We start from the raw sequence: 17,602 nt of genomic DNA on the forward strand, positions 1-17,602 counted from the left end.
TCAGGCCTCGTTCAGTTGGCGGGGGTCGCGGCCAATCGGGTGCGGCTGGTTGCGCTGGCGCGCCAGTTCGATCTGCTTCTGCCGCTCGCGGGCGCTCTCACGGGTTTTCTCCGGCAGCGAATCCCAGCAATGTGGACAGCTGACGCCGGGGCTGTAGAACTCGGACTGGCGGTCTTCCACGGAGATCGGCGTGCGGCAGGCGTGACACTGATCGTAGTCGCCCTCGGACAGGTCATGACGCACGGTTACACGATTATCGAAGACGAAGCAGTCGCCCTGCCACTTGGTCTGCTCCTGCGGTACTTCCTCGAGATATTTGAGGATGCCGCCCTTGAGGTGATAGACCTCCTCGAAACCCTCGCCGAGCATGTAGCTGGAGGCCTTCTCGCAGCGGATACCGCCGGTGCAGAACATCGCCACCTTCTTGTGTTTGCTCGGGTCGAAGTGGGCCTTGATGTACTCGGGGAACTCGCGGAAAGACTTGGTCTTGGGGTCGATGGCGCCCTCGAAGGTACCGATGGCCACCTCATAGTCGTTGCGGGTATCGATCAGCAGCACTTCTGGGTCGCTGATCAGGGCGTTCCAGTCCTGCGGCTCAACGTAGGTACCGACGCGCTGGTTGGGGTCGACACCGGGCACGCCGAGGGTAACGATCTCTTTCTTCAGCTTGACCTTGGTGCGATAGAACGGCTGTTCATCGCAATAGGATTCCTTGTGGTCGATATCGGCCAGACGGGCATCCAGGCGGAACCAGGCGAGCAGCGCATCGATAGCGGTGCGGGTGCCGGAAACGGTGCCATTGATACCCTCTTCGGCGAGCAACAGGGTGCCCTTGATGTCGTTATCGATCAGGGTTTGCAGCAGGGGTTCGCGCAGCGCCTGATAATCCGGCAGGGAGACGAATTTATACAACGCCGCGACGACGATCTTGTCGGTCATGAACAGTTCTCTCAGTAGTCGCCCACGTAAAGGGCGGACTGGCCCTCGATCAGCTGCGCGTCGGCCCTGCTGCGTTAAAAACAGGCTTGGAATGCTCATGTACAAAAGTACACTGCGCTTCCTCGCCTGTTTTTGCCTTGCATGGCTCTAGCTCGCTAGATCGAGAATCTCAACGAAAGCGCCGGCGTGGGCCGGCGCGGGCGGATTCTAACAAATCGGCGAATTGCCAGGGCAAGTTGGCGACAGGGCGCGACAGCCTGTCGCGTAGTCCGGATGCAATCCGGGAAAGGATCGCTGCCGCGGATTGGGCTACATCAATGACCGCCACGGCAGGTCGGCGAGGCCGGGGCCACACCCTGCGCCGCCCACTCCTCCGGGGTGTAGGTGTGCAGCGCCAGCGCGTGGATCTGCCCCATCAGCTCGCCGACCGTGGCATAGACCTTCTGATGTCGCTTGACCGCATTCAGGCCGGCAAACGCCGGGCTGACGATCACCGCCTTGTAGTGGGTCTCCAGACCGCGGCTGTGCATATGGCTCTCATCCAGCACATCGAGATACTCGGGCTGCAGCGCCGTCAGGGCGGTGACGATCAGGTCTTGCTTGGACATCTCGAGCTCCATCAGGGCTGTTTCGGCAGGCCGAGCTCGTTGCTCATGTCGGCCAGCAGCTTGTTCACCTCAGGCACGGCGGTTTCCAGCTTGCTCTGGGTGATCTGTGCAGATTGTGCGGTCAGGGTCGGCATCTTCTGCAGCACCTTCTGTCCCAGCGGCGACTCGTAGAAGGCGATCAGGTCCTTGAGCTCCTGCTCGTTGAAGTTGCTGGTGTAGAGCTTGACCATGTCCGGCTTCAGCTTGTCCCAGCCGACGGCCTTGTCCAGCGCGGTGTTGGCCTTGGCCTGATAACTCTCAAGCACCGCCTTCTTGCCGTTCGGGGCCTCGGCGAAACGCTGGGCGAACATCTGCTGCACCTGGCCGTACACCGGCACGGTCAGCTTGTCGGCGTGGGCCAGCTTGAGAAAACGCTCGGCATCGGCGGCGTGACTGGCAGCATCGGCCATGGCCAGGGATGCGCTCGCGCTGAGCAGAACGGCGGTGCAGAGTTTGGAAAAACGGAGCATGGAGAGCGTCCAGAGGTTGTGAATGAGTCTGGGTAGACTACGAAGGCGGCATTTTGTGCCCTGCGCGGAAATCCCTCAAGCGATGCGCGTTGTGCGCTGGCTCACACGCGTCATGTTGACCGGCGCACCCACTGGTCAGTTGCCAAAATGCCAGTACTTGCTCATGCTCGGCTGGGCTCGGCATTCTTTGCGACCTCCCCATTATTCAACAAGGCGTGCGCACCTCAAGAGCCGGCAATTGATCGCCAGCCCGCGCACACACACGGACGTGCCCGATGACCAGCCTCACCTCACACGCGCCCCTTCCGCTCCAGCCGCTTTGCGACAGCAAAGGTCGACTGCTGGACGAGGCCATTGGTTGGTCCAATCGACCGCAGGTGGACTGTACCCTGCATGGTCACGCCGGGCGGCGCAAGCGCTGGAATCACTGGTGCATCACCACTCCGCAGTGGATGCTCTCGCTGACCCTCGCCGATCTCGATTACCTGGGCTACGGCGCCGCCTACTTTCTCGATCTGGAATCCGGTCAGGCCGTCGCCCATGCCCAGTTCCGCCCCTTCGCTCTGGGTTGCCAACTGCCCGACTTGCCGCTGGAGAGCCACGCCTTCAGCCACTCTCGCCTGCAACTGCGCATCGACGAGCACCCCGGACGCCTGCGCCTCACCGCTGCCGCCCCGGATATAGGCGGCCAGCCCCTGCAGGTGGCCCTGGACATTCAGCGTCCTGCCCATCTGCAATCGGTCAATCTGGTCGCGCCGTTGCAACATGGCGGCTTTCATGCCACCAGTCGGCAACTCGGCCTGCCCACCGCCGGCAGCCTGCAGTTGGGCGGCCAGCATTACAGCTGCGTGCCGGGCCAGAGCTTCGCCGCACTGGACTTCGGTCGCGGCGTCTGGCCGCTGAACACTTACTGGCAGCGCGCGGCCTTCGCTGCAGCGGGCGGCATCGCCGGCAACTTCGGTGCTGGCTGGCTCGATCACAGCGGCCTGTCGGAAAATTCCCTGTGGTTCGGCGGTGAAGTGCAACTGCTCGACAGCCCCCTGCATATCGAGCGCAGTTCACAGGCGCCACTGGCCCCCTGGCGCCTGGACAGCGAAGATGATTGCGTGGCTCTGCGCTTCACGCCCCGCCAACTGCACAAGGCCTGCCCCAAGCTCGGGCCCTTTCACGCCAGCACCGTACAGCGCTTCGGTCATTACGATGGCGTGCTGCGCGGCCCTAAAGGCGAGCGCGTACCGGTGGACGGAGCGCTGGGCTGGCTGGGTGAAACCCACGCCCGCTGGTAGTCGCCCGCTCAAAGGCTCCAATCAACCTTATAGATAAGTTGTGGAACCAGTCTTCGGCGGCACGACCTAAACTGCCAGCAACCTTGCAATTGCCCCGGAGAACGCCATGAGCCGCACCGAAACCGACAGCATCGGCCCCATCGAAGTCCCTAACGACGCTTACTGGGGCGCGCAGACCCAGCGCTCGCTGATCAACTTCGCCATCGGTCAGGAGCGCATGCCGCTGGCCGTGTTGCACGCCCTGGCGCTGATCAAGAAAGCCGCGGCACGGGTCAACAGCCGCAGCGGCGAGTTGCCGGCGGACATCGCCCGCCTGATCGAACAGGCCGCCGACGAAGTGCTCGACGGTCAGCACGACACGCAGTTCCCCCTGGTGGTCTGGCAGACCGGCAGTGGCACGCAGAGCAACATGAACGTCAACGAGGTGATCGCCGGGCGCGCCAACGAACTGGCTGGCGGCAACCGTGGCGGCAAGACCCCGGTGCACCCCAACGATCACGTCAACCGCGCGCAGAGCTCCAACGACTGCTTCCCCACGGCCATGCACATCGCCGCCGTACAGGGCGTGCGCCATTGCCTGCTGCCAGCGCTGGCCGAGCTGCGTGACGGCCTGCAGGAGCAGGCGCAGCGTCACGCCAACCTGGTCAAGACCGGGCGCACACACATGATGGACGCCACGCCGATCACTTTCGGCCAGGAGCTGTCGGCCTTCGTCGCTCAACTCGGCCACGCTGAAGCAGCCATTCGTGCCGCCCTGCCCGCCGTCTGCGAACTGGCCCAGGGGGGTACCGCCGTCGGCACAGGCCTCAATGCGCCGGCCGGTTTCGCCGAAGCCATCGCTGCCGAGCTGGCCGCGCTTACTGGCCTGCCACTGACCAGCGCGCCGAACAAATTCGCTGCGCTGTCCGGCCATGAACCTCTCGTGCACCTGTCCGGTGCCCTGAAAACCCTGGCCGTGGCGCTGATGAAGCTGGCCAACGACCTGCGCCTGCTTGGTTCGGGCCCGCGTGCCGGCTTCGCCGAAGTGCGCCTGCCGGCCAATGAGCCGGGCAGCTCGATCATGCCCGGCAAGGTCAACCCGACCCAGTGCGAAGCGCTGTCGATGCTCGCCTGCCAGGTACTGGGCAACGACGCCACCATCAGCTTCGCCGCCAGCCAGGGCCACCTGCAGCTGAACGTGTTCAAGCCGGTGATCATCCATAACCTGCTGCAATCGATCCGCCTGCTCGCTGACGGTTGCCGCAACTTCCAGCAGCATTGTGTCGCCGATCTGCAGCCGGATGCCACGCAAATGGCCGCGCACCTGGAGAATGGCCTGATGCTGGTGACCGCGCTCAATCCCCATATCGGCTACGACAAGGCCGCCGAAATCGCCAAGAAGGCCTACGCCGAAGGCAGCACCCTGCGCCAGGCTGCTCTGCAGCTTGGTTACCTGAACGAAGAGGAATTCGACCAATGGGTACGACCACAGGACATGCTCGGAGCCGGGCGGCATGACTGAAGGCAAGAGCGGCGCCACACCGCTGGAAGGCGATGGCAAACGAATCCTGCTGATTCTCGGCACCCCCAAGAAGGACAGCCTCTGCCACGCCCTGGCCGAGGCCTACAGCCTGGGAGCACGCAGCAAGGGGCACGTGGTGCGCCAGCTCAGGCTGGGCGAGATGCAGTTCGACCCGATCCTGCGTGAAGGTTACGAGCAGAGCCAGAATCTGGAGCCGGATCTGCTCGAAGCTCAGCGTCTGATCCACTGGGCCGAGCATCTGGTGTTCGTCTACCCGGTCTGGTGGGGCGGCATTCCTGCACTGCTCAAGGGTTTCTTCGACCGGGTGTTCCTGCCCGGCTTCGCCTTCAAGTATCGCAACCGCTCACAACTCTGGGACAAGCTCCTCAGTGGGCGCAGCGCTGACCTGTTGGTGACCATGGACACGCCACGCTGGTACTTCCGCTGGATCTACGGCGCTCCGGCGCATCGGCAGATGGTGCGCACCATTCTCGGTTTCTGCGGGATCAAGACTCGCCGCCTGAGCGAATTCGCCCCGGTTCGCCCGTCCAATGAGGAACAGCGCCAGAGCTGGCTGCGCAAGGCTGAAGCGCTGGGGATGAAGGCATGACACACAGCAGGCATGCCTGATCTACAAACGAGCACTGCCCTCGCGTGCCTTGCCCGCCCACCATAGCGCCAGCGGCCCCAGCGTCAGTAGCAGGCCCATCAGCGCGAACGCTGCCCACCAGCCGAGCAACTGCTGATCGCCCAGGGCATCGAGGGTCATGCCGAACAGCAACGGGCCGAGGAACGCGCCGGTAAAACCGGTGCAGGAATACAGCGCCATCGCCGCACCACGGTGGCTGGCCGGGGCGACGCTGACCAACCCGGCGGTCAGCGAAGCCGAGTCGGCGGTCACTGTCACCGCGTAAAGCAGCACCAACACCAGCATTACCCAGAACGGCAGTGCCGCTCCCAGGCCGACCACGACTGCCAGCAGCGCAGAGGCGAACATCACGCCGATCAGCCAGCGCTGCCGACCGAAACGCAGCGCCAGCTCATTGCCGAGAATGCTCGACGGCATGCCGATCAACGTTGCCAGCATCGCCACCCAGGTACCGGACAACCAGGGATCGACGCCCTGAAAATGCCCGGAGAACACCACGAAGGCCACCAGCCAGGCGCGCAGGGCGAACAGCTCCAGGTTGTGCATCGCGTAGGCCAGGCAGTAGGCCAATACCGCGCGACTTTTCAGCGGTGCCAGATCCAGCAGATTGCGCGGCGTATGCGCCACCACCGGTTTCGGCGCCAGCCCCCAGTACACCAGCGCCCAGGCCAGCAACGCGCAGGCGCCGCTGAGCAATGCCGGCACCTGCCAGCCACCGAGCTTGGCCAGTTCGCCGGACAGGGTGAAGGACAGCGCCGTACCCAGGCCGAAACTGGCGGTATAGAAGGCGATGGCGCGCGACTGCGAAGCACCGTCGATGCGTTCTGATAACGCCTTGAGCCCCGGCATGTAGGTGCCCGCCAGACCGATGCCGGCCAGCACACGCCAGAGCAGCGCCGACCAGAAACCATCGGCGAAGACGAAGCCGGCGCTGGCCACGGCCGTCAGCAGCATGGCCCACAGGTAGATCAGCCGGGCATCGTGGCGGTCGGTCAGGCCGGTGAGCACCGGCACGGCCAGCATATAGCCGAGAAAGAAGCCGCCGCCGATCCAGCCCGCCTCGGTATTGCTCAGCCCCCAGAGCGCCTGGAACTGCGGCAACAATGCGGCGAACAGGGCAAAGCCGGCCATGCCCAGGGTTTCGGCTGTACACAGCAGCAGAGTAATGCGACGAGTGTTCATGCTGTTCTTAGGGCGAGAAATCGGAAGGCTTTGCACTGTAACGGCAAAGCCGCGCGAATCGAAATATTTGGTTACACCAAGATCAAAGCACCAGGCCATCGCTGGCCAGGCTCACGCCACTCGGTAACGCCTCGGGATGCTCCAGCAACCAGGTATCGAAGGCATGGCCGATATGGGTCAGCACTGCATGCGTTGGCTGCAACCGCTCGATGACCTCCAGCGCGCGGGTCAGGTCGTTGTGGTTACGTGGTGCAACGGGTTGCGGCGCGGTGGAGCAATCGAGCACCAGCAGATCCAGCGGTGCACGCTGCAATTCGGCGCAACTGGCCTCGGGCACACCAACCGTGTCGGTGAGATAGGCGATACGCCGGCCCTGCCCTTCGAACCCCTTCCCCTCGAACAAATACCCGAAGGTCGGTTTGGAATGCGTCAGCGGTAGCGCGGTGACCTGCAGTTCGCCCAATTGGCGACGCTCGAATGCGGCGAATGGCTGGCTGAAGTCGAGGATGCCGGGGTGCTTGTACAGATCGGCCAGCCCTTCCGGGTCGTCCGGGCCATGCACCGGAATCACCAGCCCCTGGCCCCAGCGCAGGTGCAGCAGACCCTGGGCGTGGTCGGCGTGGTAGTGGGTCTGCAGAATGCCGCTGAGGCTGTGCGGCGCGAAGCGCTCGGTAAGGTCGGTCAGGCCGCTGTCGATCAGCCAGCGCTGCGCGCCGCATTCGATCAGCGCGCAACAGGGGCCACGGCGCCGCGCCGGATACACGCGCGCCGCATCACAAGCCGGGCAGCTGCAGTTGTACACGGGCACCTGGCGAGCATCGCCGCTGCCGAGCAGGGTCAGGCGCATTGGCGGGCCTCGTCGAGCAGATGCAGCAGGCGGCTGACGGTGTGTTGCAGGGGGCCAGAGTTGTCGAGGATTGCCAGGCACTCCCCTGTGGGAGGGGCTTTAGCCGCGACAGTCGCCGCTGAAGCGCCTCCCATAGGGGTAAAGCTGCGGCTGCGCGCCAGGCGCTGTTCGATCTGCTCCGGCGTTTCCCGGCCACGGGCCAGCAAGCGCTGGCGCAGCACCGCCTCGTCGACCTGCAGAAGAATCGCCAGCAGATCCGGATAGCGCTGGCGGGCGACCTCGAGATGGCCGCGCGAGCCGTTGATCAGTACGTCCTGCCCGGCGCTCAGCCAGTCGTCGATCTCACGCGGGATGCCGTAGGCCAGGCCGTTGGCACGCCAGCTCAGGGCGAAGGCGCCCTCGCCCTGCAGACGCTCGAACTCGTCCGGGGTGACGCCCAGTGCGTCCTCGCCTACCGACTCCGCGCTGCGGGTGATAACCCGCCGGGCGAAACGGCAGCCGTGCGCCTCCAGCGGCGCACGTGCGGCTTGCAACAGGCTGTCCTTGCCCGAGCCCGAAGGCCCCATCAGATAGATCAACCTGCCCTGCATCAGAATACCCTTCGTGCTTGGCGCCACACCTGCTGGATCACCGGCTGCTGGCCATGGGCCCTGGCCTGTACCAGGTCGGCGCGCAGGCCGACGCGGATCTCGCCGCGGTCATCCAGTCCGGCCGCCCTGGCCGGCGCGCGGCTCACGGTGGCGATGGCCGCAGGCAAATCATAGTCGTTGTCCTGCCCGACGAGCAGCCAGGCAGCATGCAGCAGACTGGCCGGGTAGTAGTCGCTGGAGAGGATATCCAGCACGCCGTGGCGCGCCAGTTCGGCGGCGGCGATATTGCCGGAGTGCGAGCCGCCGCGCACCACATTCGGTGCCCCCATCAGCACCTTCAGCCCCAGCTCGTGGCTGGCTCTGGCCGCTTCCAGGGTGGTGGGAAACTCGGCGATGGCCATGCCGAAGCCGGCCGACTCCTGCACATGGGCCAGGGTCGCGTCGTCATGGCTGGCCACCGAGATGCCCCGGGCGTGGCAGTCCTCGACGATGGCGCGGCGCTGGCGGTCGCTGTATTGGTGCGAGTTGGCGATCTGCTCCTGAAGGAAATCCTCCATCTCCGCCGAGCTCAGGTGATACTTGCCCATGTAGTACTCGCGGTACTTCTCCACCTTGGCGAACTGGCGCTGGCCGGGCGAGTGATCCATCACCGAAACCAGCGCCACCAGCGGGTGCTCCACAAGGTCGCGGTAGATGGTCAGGGCATCCGGGTGGCACAGCTCGCAACGCAGGTGCAGGCGGTGCTCGGCGCGAGTCTGCCCGGCCGCCTCGCTGGCAGCGATGGCCTCGATCATCGCCGGCAACTGCTGCATGCGCCGCCCGCGCGGGTTGATGTCGCCGATGGCCAGCGCATCGAACACCGTGGTGATACCGGCGGCGACGATCTGCGCGTCGTGGGTCAACACCGCCGAGGCCGAGGGCCAATCGACTCCCGGCCTGGGGCTCATATGTTTTTCCAGGTTGTCGGTGTGCAACTCCACCAACCCCGGCAGCAGGTAATCGCCGCCGAGATCCTGGGCCTGCGGCAGGCGGCTGGCGCCCTCGTCCACCGCTGCGATCAGTCCGTCACGCAGCAGCAGGCTACCCAGGAATTCCCGCTCAGCGGTGACGACGCGGGCGTTGCTGAGAATCTGTTCAGACGACATAGACGTACTCCGGTTGCGCCGCCTCGGCGCTCATATCGAGGTAACGGTCGGCCACCGCCTCACGGGCGGTGCGGTCGTGGAAAATGCCAATCAGTGCGCTGCCTGCGGCCTTGGCTTCGTTGATCAGCTCCAGCACCACCTGGCGGTTGGCGTCGTCCAACGAGGCGGTGGGCTCGTCGAGCAGCAGCACCGGCCACTCGACCATGAAGCCGCGGGCGATATTGACGCGCTGCTGCTCGCCCCCGGAGAAGGTGCCCGGTGCCAACTGCCACAGCGCCTCGGGAATGTTGAGGCGGGCCAGCAGGGCCTTGGCCCGCGCCTCGGCGTCGCTGCGCGGCCAGCCGCGCGACAACGCCGGCTCCATCACCACGTCCAGGGTCGAGACGCGCGGGATCACCCGCAGGAACTGACTGACATAACCCAGACTCTGCCGGCGCACCGCCAGCACCTGACGCGGCTCGGCGCCGACCAGCTCCACCGGCGCGCCCTGGTGACGGATGCGGATGCTGCCGCCGGCCGCCAGGTAGTTGCCGTACAGGGTGCGCAGCAGGGTCGACTTGCCGGCGCCGGACTGCCCATGCAGCACCAGGCACTCGCCGCCGCGCACGGCGAAATTCAGGTCACGCAGCACCTGCAGGACGACGCCGTTCTGCTGGTGCAGGGTGAAGGTCTTGCTGAGGCTGCTGACCTCGATCAGGTTGTTCATATACACCTCGATTGCTGTCGTAGCCCGGATGCAATCCGGGGGTGGCGGGCACGGGCTTCCCGGATTTCATCCGGGCTACGGGTTGACGGTTGCAGGCCGTAGGGCGGGTGCAACCCGCCATTGCCGTGGCGGGTTACACCCGCCCTACATCCCGCGTCATGCGCAAGCGGGCAGCTGTAGCCCGGATGCAATCCGGGGATGGCTGGCACGGTTTTCCCGGATTGCATCCGGGCTACGGGCTGGCGATTGCTGGGCGTCATCAGGGCTGCAACACCGACGACACCAGCAGCTGCGAATACGGATGCTGCGGGTCGTCGAGAATCTGGTCGGTCAGCCCCGCCTCCACGACCTTCGAACGGCGCATCACCATCAGGCGGTCGGCCAGCAGGCGCGCCACCGCCAGGTCATGGGTGACGATCACCACTGCCAGGTCCAGCTCACGCACCAGGCCGCGCAGCAGGTCGAGCAGGCGCGCCTGCACCGACACGTCCAGCCCTCCAGTCGGCTCGTCCATAAACACCAGGCGCGGCGCGGAGACCAGGTTGCGGGCGATCTGCAGGCGCTGCTGCATGCCGCCGGAGAAGGTGCGTGGCAGGTCGTCGATACGCGCCGGGTCGATCTCCACCTGGCTCAGCCAGTCGAGCCCGGCGGCGCGCAGCTCGCCGTAGTGGCGCACGCCCTGGGCCATCAGCCGCTCGCCGATATTGGCGCCGGCCGACACCGCCATGCGCAGGCCGTCGCGCGGGTTCTGCTCGACGAAGCCCCACTCGGTGCGCAGCAGCGTGCGCCGCTCGGCCTCGCTGGCGCTATACAGGTCGAGCCACTGACCACTGCGCGCGCGATAACTCACGCTGCCGCGATCCGGCGGGCAGCGCCCGGAGAGCAGGCTGAGCAAGGTGGACTTGCCCGAGCCGGACTCGCCGACGATGCCCAGCACCTCGCCGGGATAGAGGTCGAAGCTCACCCCCTGGCAGCCCTTGTCCGGGCCGTACAGGCGGGTCAGGTCACGCGCCGAGAACAGCGGCTCGGCCGCTGCCACGGCAGGTTGCAGACGTTCGGCGGCGCTCATTGCAGGTTCTCCTCGGTGCGCTGGCGGCAGTAGTCGGTATCGGAGCAGACGTAGCGCTTGCTGCCGGCGTCGTCGACGATCAGCTCGTCGAGGAAGGATTCCGTGCTGCCGCAGAAGGCGCAGCACTCGTCCCAGCGCTGCACGGCGAAGGGGTGATCCTCGAAGTCCAGGCTGACCACCCGGGTAAAGGGCGGCACCGCGTACAGGCGCTTTTCACGACCGGCGCCGAACAGCATCAGCGCCGGGCTCATGTCCAGCTTGGGGTTGTCGAATTTCGGGATCGGCGACGGGTCCATCACGTAGCGCTCGTCCACCGTCACCGGGTAGGCGTAGGCGGTGGCGATATGGCCGAAGGTGGCGATGTCCTCGTACAGCTTCACGTGCATCACGCCGTAATCCTCCAGCGCATGCATGGTCCGCGTCTCCTGCTCGCTGGGCTCGATAAAGCGCAGCGGCTCGGGGATAGGCACCTGGTAGACCATGATCTGCCCGGCCGACAGCGGGGTTTCCGGGATGCGGTGGCGGGTCTGGATCACGCTGGCCTCCACCGTGCGTTCGGTGGTGGCGACGCCGGCGGTGCGGGCGAAGAAGCGGCGGATCGACACCGCATTGGTGGTGTCATCAGCGCCCTGGTCGATCACCTTGAGCACGTCATCACGGCCGAGAATGGCGGCGGTCAGCTGCATGCCACCGGTGCCCCAGCCGTAGGGCAGCGGCATCTCACGGCCGCCGAAAGGCACTTGGTAGCCGGGGATCGCCACCGCCTTGAGCAGACCTCGGCGGATCATGCGTTTGGTCTGCTCGTCGAGGTAGGCGAAGTTGTAGGCCGACGCCTCGCGGACGCCGCTTGCAGTGGAAAGGTTCATCAGTGGTTCTCCTCTGCCGACGCCTGTCGGCGCAGCTTGCGGATCAGTTCCAGTTCGGCCTGGAAGTCGACGTAGTGCGGCAACTTCAGGTGCGAGACGAAGCCGGCGGCCTCGACGTTGTCGCAGTGCATCAGCACGAATTCCTCCTCCTGCGCCGGGCCCTGCACTTCCTCGCCGTACTCGCCGGCGCGCAGGGCGCGGTCGACCAGGGCCATGCCCATGGCCTTGCGCTCGGCGTAACCGAAGGCCAGGCCGTAGCCGCGGGTGAACTGCGCCTGCTCGGCGCTTTCCCCGACGAACTGGTTGACCATCTCGCACTCGGTGATTTCGATGTCGCCCAGCGGTACGGCGAAACCCAGTTCGGCGGGCGTCATCCACACCTCGACATCACCGATGCGGATCTCCCCGGCGAAGGGGTGGTTGCGTCCGTAACCACGCTGCGTGGAATACCCCAGCGCCAGGAGGAAGCCCTCGTCGCCACGGGCCAGGGCCTGCAGGCGCTCGGCGCGGCAGGCGGGAAAGGCCAGCGGCTCGCGGGTGATGTCGGGTACTGGCGCGCCGTCATCCGCCTCACGGGCCATCAGCCCTTCGCCTGCGAGAAAATCCAGCACCCGCGGACAGGGCTTGGGCTCAGCGGTAACGGCTGCTTCCGGCGCCGGATAGTCGCCCTCGGCCAGCAAGGTGAAATCCAGCAGACGGTGGGTGTAGTCGAAGGTCGGGCCGAGCAGTTGACCGCCAGGCAAATCCTTGAAGGTGGCGGAGATGCGCCGTTCCAGCTGCATCTTCGTGGTATCCAGCGGCTCGCTGGCGCCGAAGCGCGGCAGCGTGGTGCGGTAGGCGCGCAAGAGGAAGATGGCTTCCATCAGATCGCCCGCGGCCTGCTTGATGGCCAGCGCAGCCAGTTCCTCGTCGTACAGCGAGCCCTCGCTCATGACGCGGGCCACGGCCAGCGGCAGTTGCTGACGCACCTGCTGCACGCCCAGTTCGGCGACGGCGGTATCACCGCGGCGACGATTGGCCAGCAGTTGATGAGCGTTGTCGATGGCGCGTTCGCCACCCTTGACGGCGACATACATCAGGCAGCCTCCTCGGTTTCGATCAGCACGTGGGTGCTGCGTGGCAGGCCGATGACTTCGCCGTCAGCGGCGAAGAAGCAGTCCAGGCCACGGGGAAAAGCGTTGCGCGCCTGGCGCTGCTGCCAGAACGAGGCCGGCAACGGCAGGCTGACGCTGCGCACGTCCTTGATACCCGGGCCGCGCCAGCGCAGGGCTGGGCCAGCGTGCAGATCGTCGAGTTGAATCAGCAGCGTGCAAGACTGATCCGGGTAGCGCTCGCTGCCGTTGTCGAAGTCCGACAGATCGCTCAACTCGCGCTCATCGAGCAGGGCGAACAGGGCGATCTCGCGCTCGGCGACGATCGGGCAGCCGCAGTGGAACGCCAGGTTGGCGCGGATCAGCGGCGTATCGAAGCGCGGCGCCAGCCACAGCGGCGTGTCGCTGTCGAGAAAGGCCAGGCACAGGCCATAGGTGGCCGGGGCCAGGTCACCCAGGGCGTGGGCGCGATCCATGGCGCGCGGCAGACCCGGTTCGGCCAGGGCGCCGAGGGCGGCGCGGAAGCTGAGCTGGGCGTCCAGCACCGGGTCGTCGAAAGCCGGTTGCAGCCAGTGCGAGCTGTGCGGCGTAGTCATCAATCCTCTCCTCTGACCAGGGTGAAGAACTCCACCTGGGTGGTGGCAGTCTGTGCGGCCCGGGCCAGTCGCTGTTCGCGCTGCTGGCGGGCCAGGGGGTCGATCAGGTCAATGAGCCAGCGCGCCTGGTCACTGCCCTGCAGGTGGGCGTCGGCCAGGGCGGCCAGTTCAGCGCGGCGCTTGTCGCGACCAGCCAGGTAGCTGTAGCCGGTACGGCCGTCGGCCAGGCGCACCACGCAGCGGGTCACGGTCATCTCGCCGAGGTTGAAGGCGCTGCCGGTGCCGCCCATGCGCCCGCGCACCAGAGTCATGCCCACCTCGGGGGCGCGGATCAGCTGGTAGGCGCTGTCTTTCAGCGCCGCTTCATGGGCATCGAGAGCGTCGCCGGCGCGAGCCAGCACACCCATCCAGCGCTGGCGCGCGGCGATGTTCGGATCAAGGTCGTTCATGCGGGTCTCCATCAGGTCGCTACCTGGTACTGGAAGCGGTCGGCGCGGCTGCTGGACTGCGCCAGCTCCACCGCCCGACCAGCGGGATCGCGGGACAGGGTGAGTACGCTGAGCAGCGGCGCATGGCGCGGCATCAGCAGGTGCGCGGCTTCTTCGCGGCTGGGCAGACGCGCACCGATCAGGCTGAAAGTGCGCGCCAGCGGCAGGTCGCGCTCGGCCAGGTACTGGCGCAGCGAACCGCCCTGGTAGTCGGCCAACAGTGGCGCCAGGCTGGCGCAGAAACGGTGACGGATCAGGCTCAGCGGCTGGCCGTCGAGCAGGCGCAGGGTGGCCAGTTCGATCAGCTCGCTACCATCGGGCAATTGCAGGTGGCGGCACTCCTCGCTGCTGCCGCCACGGCGCAGGCGCTCGATCAATTTCGCTTCAACCCGGTGGCCGAGCGCCGACAGCGACTGGCTGAAGGCACTGCCCGCCTCCACCGGATACACCAGCGGCTTGGCCAGCACCTGGGTGCCCTTGCCCTGGCGGCGCAGCAGTCGGCCTTCGAGCACCAGCTCGTCCACCGCGCGGCGCAGGGTGTGGCGGTTGACGGAAAAACGCGCGGCCAGTTGCATCTCGCCCGGCAGGTAATCGCCCGGGCTCATGTGCTGCACGTCTTCGCGCAACACGGCGGCCAGCTCGCGGTACAGCGGTTCGCTTTGTCTAGACAAGTTCATCGTTTGAAAAGGGCGCACGCAGGCGCCCCCTCTCCTTCAGATAAAGAGCTTGCGCAGGCGTTGGGACAGGATGTCGATGGCGCTCACCACCAGGATGATCACGATCAGCAGGGCGCAGGTCTGGGCGAATTGGAAGCCGCGTATGGCCTCCCAGAGGATCACGCCGATACCGCCGGCGCCGACCATGCCGACCACCGTGGCCGAACGCACGTTGGACTCGAAGCGGTACAGCGAGTAGGAAATCCACAGCGGCAGCACTTGCGGGATGACGCCGAAGATCACCTCCTGCAGGGCACTGGCGCCGGTGGCACGCACGCCTTCGACCGGACCTGGATCGATGGCCTCGACCGCCTCGGCGAACAACTTGGCCAGCACCCCGGTGGTGCTGATGAACAACGCCAGCACGCCGGCGAAGGGGCCGAGCCCGACCGCGACGACGAAGAGCATGGCGAAGACCATTTCATTGATCGAACGGCAGGCATCCATCACCCGGCGTACCGGCTGGTACACCCACCAGGGCACGATGTTCTCGGAACAGAGAATGCCCAGCGGAATGGCGCAGACGATGGCCAGCACCGTGCCCCAAAGAGCGATCTGTACGGTGACGACCATCTCCTTGAGGTAGTGCTGCCAGTTGCTGAAATCCGGCGGGAAGAAGTCGGCGGCGAAGGTGGCCATGTTGCCGGCATCGCGCACCAGCGCCAGCGGGTTCATTTCCGCACCCCGCCAGGACCAGGCGAGTACGGCGAAGAACAGGCCCCAGCCAATCAGTTGCACCCAGCTACGCTTGGCTTCGGTGGCCGGGATGGCGGTGGTCAGTGTGGTCATGGGTAACTCTCGTTCCTGTGGGAGGCGCTTCAGCGGCGAGCGTTTCAAGAGCCGCCCCACTTTCGCGGGGCGGCTCCGAGGCTCAACCGGCGCTGGCGCCGCCCTGCTTCTCACGTTCGGCCATGCGCTGCTCCAGCTTGGCCAGCTCGGCATCCAGCTCCTTGAGCTGGGCCTTCTTGTCGGCGTCCTTGAGCGTGGTGTTGTTGGCCACTTCGGTGCGTTTCTTGAACAGCTCGAGCTGACGAATCGGCAGCAACTGATCGTTGTCGGAAGCCTTGAACTGGCCCCACTGCAGACCTTCGAGCACCTTCTTCTCCTCCGGCTTGGCGCCGTAGGTCATGAAAAAGTTGCGCAGCTTGTCGCGGGTTTCCTGCGGCAGGTTCTTGCGCCAGACGATCGGGTCCGACGGGATCAGCGGCGAAGTCCAGATCACCTTGAGCTGCGCGGCCTTGTCCGGCGCGGTCACTTCCAGGCGCTCCATGCCTTCGCTGTTGAAGGTGCCGACATCGACCTGCTTGTTGGCCACCGACAGCGCGTTGACCTCATGGCTGCCATTGAGCGAGCGCTTGAAGATCTTGCCGGCGTCGACGTTGTTCTGGGCGAACACGTAATAACCGGGCACCAGGTAGCCGGAGGTGGAGTTGGGGTCACCGTTGGCGAAGGTCAGCGACTTGGCGTTCTTGAGCATGTCCTTGACCGAGTCGATCGAGCTGTCCTTATGCGCCACCAGCAGGCTGTAGTAGCCCTGTGCGCCGTTGGCTGCCACGGTCTGAGCGAATATCTCGCCGCCGGCACGGTCGACTGCTTCCATCGCCGACTTGTTGCCGTACCAGGCCACGTCGACCTTGTCGAAACGCATGCCCTGGATGATTCCGGCGTAGTCCGGGGCGAAGAAGGCATTGATCTTCACGCCGGTCTGCTTGCTCATGTCGGCCAGGAAGGGATCCCACATGGCCTTGAGATTCTGTGAAGACTCGGTGGAAATGATGCCGAAGTTGAGTTCCTCGGCGGCCTGGGCCGAGCCCAGCAGGGAACCCGTGACGAGCGCAGAGGCAGCCAGCACCTGGCCGATGCGTTTGAACATGGAGCACACTCCTGTTGCTAGTTGGCGTTGGTTTTTCGAATGAGGTGCTGAGCTCAGGCCTTGGCCAGTGTCAGCGGACGCTCCACGGTCCGTGGGCGCTGCCCTTGCGGCAGCAGCAGGCTGATGTCTAGATCGCCGCCGTAGAGGTCATTGAGGAAATCGGGGTTGAAGCTGTCGGTGGGGCCGTCGAAATGAATTCGCCCGCCCTTGAGCGCCACGGCGCGCTGGCAATAGCGCACCGCGTAGTCGACCTGATGCAGGGTCACCACCACCGTCTTGCCGTCACGACGGTTGATGTCGGCGAGAATCTCCATCACCTTGCGCGCCGACTCGGGGTCGAGCGAGGCAATCGGCTCGTCGGCGAGAATCACCTCGGCCTGCTGGCACAGCGCACGGGCGATGGCCACGCGCTGCTGCTGGCCACCGGACAGGGTCGAGGCACGCTGCGCGGCGAACTCGGCCAGCCCTACCCGCTCCAGTGCCTGCATCGCACGCTGCTTCTCTTCGGGATTGAACAGACTGAGGCTGCCGCGCCAACGCGGCATGCGCCCCAGGCCGCCGAGCAGCACGTTCTGCAGCACACTGAGGCGACCGACCAGATTGAACTGCTGGAAGATGTAACCGATATCGGCGCGCTGACGGCGTACATCGCCATTGAGCCGTCCATCGGCCTGCACCGGACGGCCGAGCACTTCGATACTGCCGGCATCCCCGCGCGCCAGCCCGGCGAGATGACGCAACAATGTCGACTTGCCCGAGCCAGAAGCGCCGATCAGTGCCACCATCTCGCCCGGCTGCACCGATAGCGCCAGTTCGAACAGCGCCTGTTTACGGCCGAAGCTCTTGTTCAGACGGTCGACTCGAATCGCTGCGCTCATATGCTGGCCCTCTACTATCATTAACGATAAGAAGGCTGCTAGCTGGCGCCTTCTGGTGTAGAC

General features: G+C 65.6%; 20 protein-coding genes. 3 read left to right on the forward strand and 17 right to left on the reverse strand.

The genetic code is table 11. The features are described from left to right. The 3 genes from trhO to BLS08_RS19850 all read right to left on the reverse strand — a co-directional run bounded on the left by trhO (position 1) and on the right by BLS08_RS19850 (position 2,056). Positions 1–939, reverse strand: a complete 939-nt coding sequence (trhO, locus tag BLS08_RS19840) for an oxygen-dependent tRNA uridine(34) hydroxylase TrhO (RefSeq protein ID WP_021488657.1) — start codon at positions 937–939, stop codon at positions 1–3. Between the two features lie 314 nt (positions 940–1,253). After that, positions 1,254–1,547: a BolA family protein gene (locus BLS08_RS19845; RefSeq protein WP_021488656.1), complete on the reverse strand. Its 294-nt coding sequence runs from the start codon at positions 1,545–1,547 to the stop codon at positions 1,254–1,256. Positions 1,548–1,558: 11 nt separating this feature from the next. Beyond that, positions 1,559–2,056 (reverse strand): DUF2059 domain-containing protein, encoded by a 498-nt coding sequence (locus BLS08_RS19850; RefSeq protein ID WP_017677514.1) that lies wholly within the window; start codon positions 2,054–2,056, stop codon positions 1,559–1,561. A gap of 275 nt (positions 2,057–2,331) precedes the next feature. On the opposite strand from BLS08_RS19850, the gene BLS08_RS19855 reads away from it, so the two are divergent. From BLS08_RS19855 to BLS08_RS19865, 3 genes are all read left to right on the forward strand, one after another. Then, entirely contained in the window at positions 2,332–3,342 is a 1,011-nt protein-coding gene (locus tag BLS08_RS19855; protein WP_055987529.1) for a DUF2804 domain-containing protein, read from the forward strand. 106 nt (positions 3,343–3,448) lie between these two features. Next, positions 3,449–4,843, forward strand: a complete 1,395-nt coding sequence (locus BLS08_RS19860; protein ID WP_055987527.1) for a class II fumarate hydratase — start codon at positions 3,449–3,451, stop codon at positions 4,841–4,843. Next, positions 4,836–5,453 (forward strand): NAD(P)H-dependent oxidoreductase, encoded by a 618-nt coding sequence (locus BLS08_RS19865; protein WP_017677517.1) that lies wholly within the window; start codon positions 4,836–4,838, stop codon positions 5,451–5,453. The genes BLS08_RS19860 and BLS08_RS19865 overlap by 8 nt, the downstream gene beginning before the upstream one ends. A 21-nt stretch (positions 5,454–5,474) precedes the next feature. Here BLS08_RS19865 and BLS08_RS19870 read toward each other — a convergent pair whose 3' ends face one another. From BLS08_RS19870 to phnC, 14 genes are all read right to left on the reverse strand, one after another. Continuing rightward, on the reverse strand, positions 5,475–6,674 hold the full coding sequence (locus BLS08_RS19870; RefSeq protein ID WP_017677518.1) for an MFS transporter: 1,200 nt from the start codon (positions 6,672–6,674) through the stop codon (positions 5,475–5,477). An 82-nt stretch (positions 6,675–6,756) separates the two neighbouring features. After that, positions 6,757–7,521, reverse strand: a complete 765-nt coding sequence (gene phnP, locus BLS08_RS19875; RefSeq protein WP_017677519.1) for a phosphonate metabolism protein PhnP — start codon at positions 7,519–7,521, stop codon at positions 6,757–6,759. Then, the gene (phnN, locus tag BLS08_RS19880) at positions 7,512–8,111 is read right to left on the reverse strand and encodes a phosphonate metabolism protein/1,5-bisphosphokinase (PRPP-forming) PhnN (protein WP_017677520.1); all 600 of its coding nucleotides are present in this window, start codon (positions 8,109–8,111) and stop codon (positions 7,512–7,514) included. Before phnN ends, phnP begins: the two co-directional genes overlap by 10 nt. Then, positions 8,111–9,256 carry an alpha-D-ribose 1-methylphosphonate 5-triphosphate diphosphatase gene (locus BLS08_RS19885; protein WP_017677521.1) on the reverse strand — a complete coding sequence of 382 codons (1,146 nt, stop codon included), beginning with the start codon at positions 9,254–9,256 and terminating at the stop codon, positions 8,111–8,113. Before BLS08_RS19885 ends, phnN begins: the two co-directional genes overlap by 1 nt. After that, positions 9,246–9,962, reverse strand: a complete 717-nt coding sequence (phnL, locus tag BLS08_RS19890) for a phosphonate C-P lyase system protein PhnL (protein ID WP_017677522.1) — start codon at positions 9,960–9,962, stop codon at positions 9,246–9,248. The genes BLS08_RS19885 and phnL overlap by 11 nt, the downstream gene beginning before the upstream one ends. Before the next feature lie 259 nt (positions 9,963–10,221). Continuing rightward, entirely contained in the window at positions 10,222–11,031 is an 810-nt protein-coding gene (phnK, locus tag BLS08_RS19895; protein ID WP_017677523.1) for a phosphonate C-P lyase system protein PhnK, read from the reverse strand. Beyond that, positions 11,028–11,897, reverse strand: a complete 870-nt coding sequence (locus tag BLS08_RS19900) for an alpha-D-ribose 1-methylphosphonate 5-phosphate C-P-lyase PhnJ (protein WP_017677524.1) — start codon at positions 11,895–11,897, stop codon at positions 11,028–11,030. Before BLS08_RS19900 ends, phnK begins: the two co-directional genes overlap by 4 nt. Beyond that, positions 11,897–12,973, reverse strand: a complete 1,077-nt coding sequence (locus BLS08_RS19905) for a carbon-phosphorus lyase complex subunit (RefSeq protein ID WP_017677525.1) — start codon at positions 12,971–12,973, stop codon at positions 11,897–11,899. Before BLS08_RS19905 ends, BLS08_RS19900 begins: the two co-directional genes overlap by 1 nt. Further along, on the reverse strand, positions 12,973–13,584 hold the full coding sequence (phnH, locus tag BLS08_RS19910) for a phosphonate C-P lyase system protein PhnH (RefSeq protein WP_017677526.1): 612 nt from the start codon (positions 13,582–13,584) through the stop codon (positions 12,973–12,975). The genes BLS08_RS19905 and phnH overlap by 1 nt, the downstream gene beginning before the upstream one ends. Next, complete coding sequence (gene phnG / locus BLS08_RS19915) at positions 13,584–14,033, reverse strand: phosphonate C-P lyase system protein PhnG (protein ID WP_017677527.1); 450 nt, start codon at positions 14,031–14,033, stop codon at positions 13,584–13,586. Before phnG ends, phnH begins: the two co-directional genes overlap by 1 nt. 11 nt (positions 14,034–14,044) lie before the next feature. Further along, on the reverse strand, positions 14,045–14,767 hold the full coding sequence (gene phnF, locus BLS08_RS19920; protein ID WP_082469419.1) for a phosphonate metabolism transcriptional regulator PhnF: 723 nt from the start codon (positions 14,765–14,767) through the stop codon (positions 14,045–14,047). 18 nt (positions 14,768–14,785) lie between these two features. Further along, positions 14,786–15,577 (reverse strand): phosphonate ABC transporter, permease protein PhnE, encoded by a 792-nt coding sequence (phnE, locus tag BLS08_RS19925; protein WP_055987523.1) that lies wholly within the window; start codon positions 15,575–15,577, stop codon positions 14,786–14,788. An 82-nt stretch (positions 15,578–15,659) separates the two neighbouring features. Further along, entirely contained in the window at positions 15,660–16,661 is a 1,002-nt protein-coding gene (gene phnD / locus BLS08_RS19930; protein ID WP_055987521.1) for a phosphonate ABC transporter substrate-binding protein, read from the reverse strand. A gap of 53 nt (positions 16,662–16,714) precedes the next feature. Further along, positions 16,715–17,539, reverse strand: coding sequence for a phosphonate ABC transporter ATP-binding protein (gene phnC / locus BLS08_RS19935; RefSeq protein ID WP_055987519.1), 825 nt, complete (start codon positions 17,537–17,539; stop codon positions 16,715–16,717). Positions 17,540–17,602 lie beyond the last annotated feature (63 nt).

The organism is Ectopseudomonas chengduensis, assembly GCF_900102635.1.
GTDB lineage: Bacteria > Pseudomonadota > Gammaproteobacteria > Pseudomonadales > Pseudomonadaceae > Aquipseudomonas > Aquipseudomonas chengduensis.

Excerpts from the sequence above, each read along its gene's own strand:
- trhO (WP_021488657.1), bottom strand. The coding sequence starts at position 939 with ATGACCGACAAGATCGTCGTCGCGGCGTTGTATAAATTCGTCTCCCTG.
- BLS08_RS19855 (WP_055987529.1), top strand. The coding sequence starts at position 2,332 with ATGACCAGCCTCACCTCACACGCGCCCCTTCCGCTCCAGCCGCTTTGC.
- phnH (WP_017677526.1), bottom strand. The coding sequence starts at position 13,584 with ATGACTACGCCGCACAGCTCGCACTGGCTGCAACCGGCTTTCGACGAC.
- BLS08_RS19870 (WP_017677518.1), bottom strand. The coding sequence starts at position 6,674 with ATGAACACTCGTCGCATTACTCTGCTGCTGTGTACAGCCGAAACCCTG.
- BLS08_RS19885 (WP_017677521.1), bottom strand. The coding sequence starts at position 9,256 with ATGTCGTCTGAACAGATTCTCAGCAACGCCCGCGTCGTCACCGCTGAG.
- BLS08_RS19845 (WP_021488656.1), bottom strand. The coding sequence starts at position 1,547 with ATGTCCAAGCAAGACCTGATCGTCACCGCCCTGACGGCGCTGCAGCCC.
- BLS08_RS19900 (WP_017677524.1), bottom strand. The coding sequence starts at position 11,897 with ATGAACCTTTCCACTGCAAGCGGCGTCCGCGAGGCGTCGGCCTACAAC.
- BLS08_RS19850 (WP_017677514.1), bottom strand. The coding sequence starts at position 2,056 with ATGCTCCGTTTTTCCAAACTCTGCACCGCCGTTCTGCTCAGCGCGAGC.
- phnK (WP_017677523.1), bottom strand. The coding sequence starts at position 11,031 with ATGAGCGCCGCCGAACGTCTGCAACCTGCCGTGGCAGCGGCCGAGCCG.
- phnD (WP_055987521.1), bottom strand. The coding sequence starts at position 16,661 with ATGTTCAAACGCATCGGCCAGGTGCTGGCTGCCTCTGCGCTCGTCACG.
- phnN (WP_017677520.1), bottom strand. The coding sequence starts at position 8,111 with ATGCAGGGCAGGTTGATCTATCTGATGGGGCCTTCGGGCTCGGGCAAG.
- BLS08_RS19865 (WP_017677517.1), top strand. The coding sequence starts at position 4,836 with ATGACTGAAGGCAAGAGCGGCGCCACACCGCTGGAAGGCGATGGCAAA.
- phnL (WP_017677522.1), bottom strand. The coding sequence starts at position 9,962 with ATGAACAACCTGATCGAGGTCAGCAGCCTCAGCAAGACCTTCACCCTG.
- BLS08_RS19905 (WP_017677525.1), bottom strand. The coding sequence starts at position 12,973 with ATGTATGTCGCCGTCAAGGGTGGCGAACGCGCCATCGACAACGCTCAT.
- phnE (WP_055987523.1), bottom strand. The coding sequence starts at position 15,577 with ATGACCACACTGACCACCGCCATCCCGGCCACCGAAGCCAAGCGTAGC.
- BLS08_RS19860 (WP_055987527.1), top strand. The coding sequence starts at position 3,449 with ATGAGCCGCACCGAAACCGACAGCATCGGCCCCATCGAAGTCCCTAAC.
- phnG (WP_017677527.1), bottom strand. The coding sequence starts at position 14,033 with ATGAACGACCTTGATCCGAACATCGCCGCGCGCCAGCGCTGGATGGGT.
- phnC (WP_055987519.1), bottom strand. The coding sequence starts at position 17,539 with ATGAGCGCAGCGATTCGAGTCGACCGTCTGAACAAGAGCTTCGGCCGT.
- phnP (WP_017677519.1), bottom strand. The coding sequence starts at position 7,521 with ATGCGCCTGACCCTGCTCGGCAGCGGCGATGCTCGCCAGGTGCCCGTG.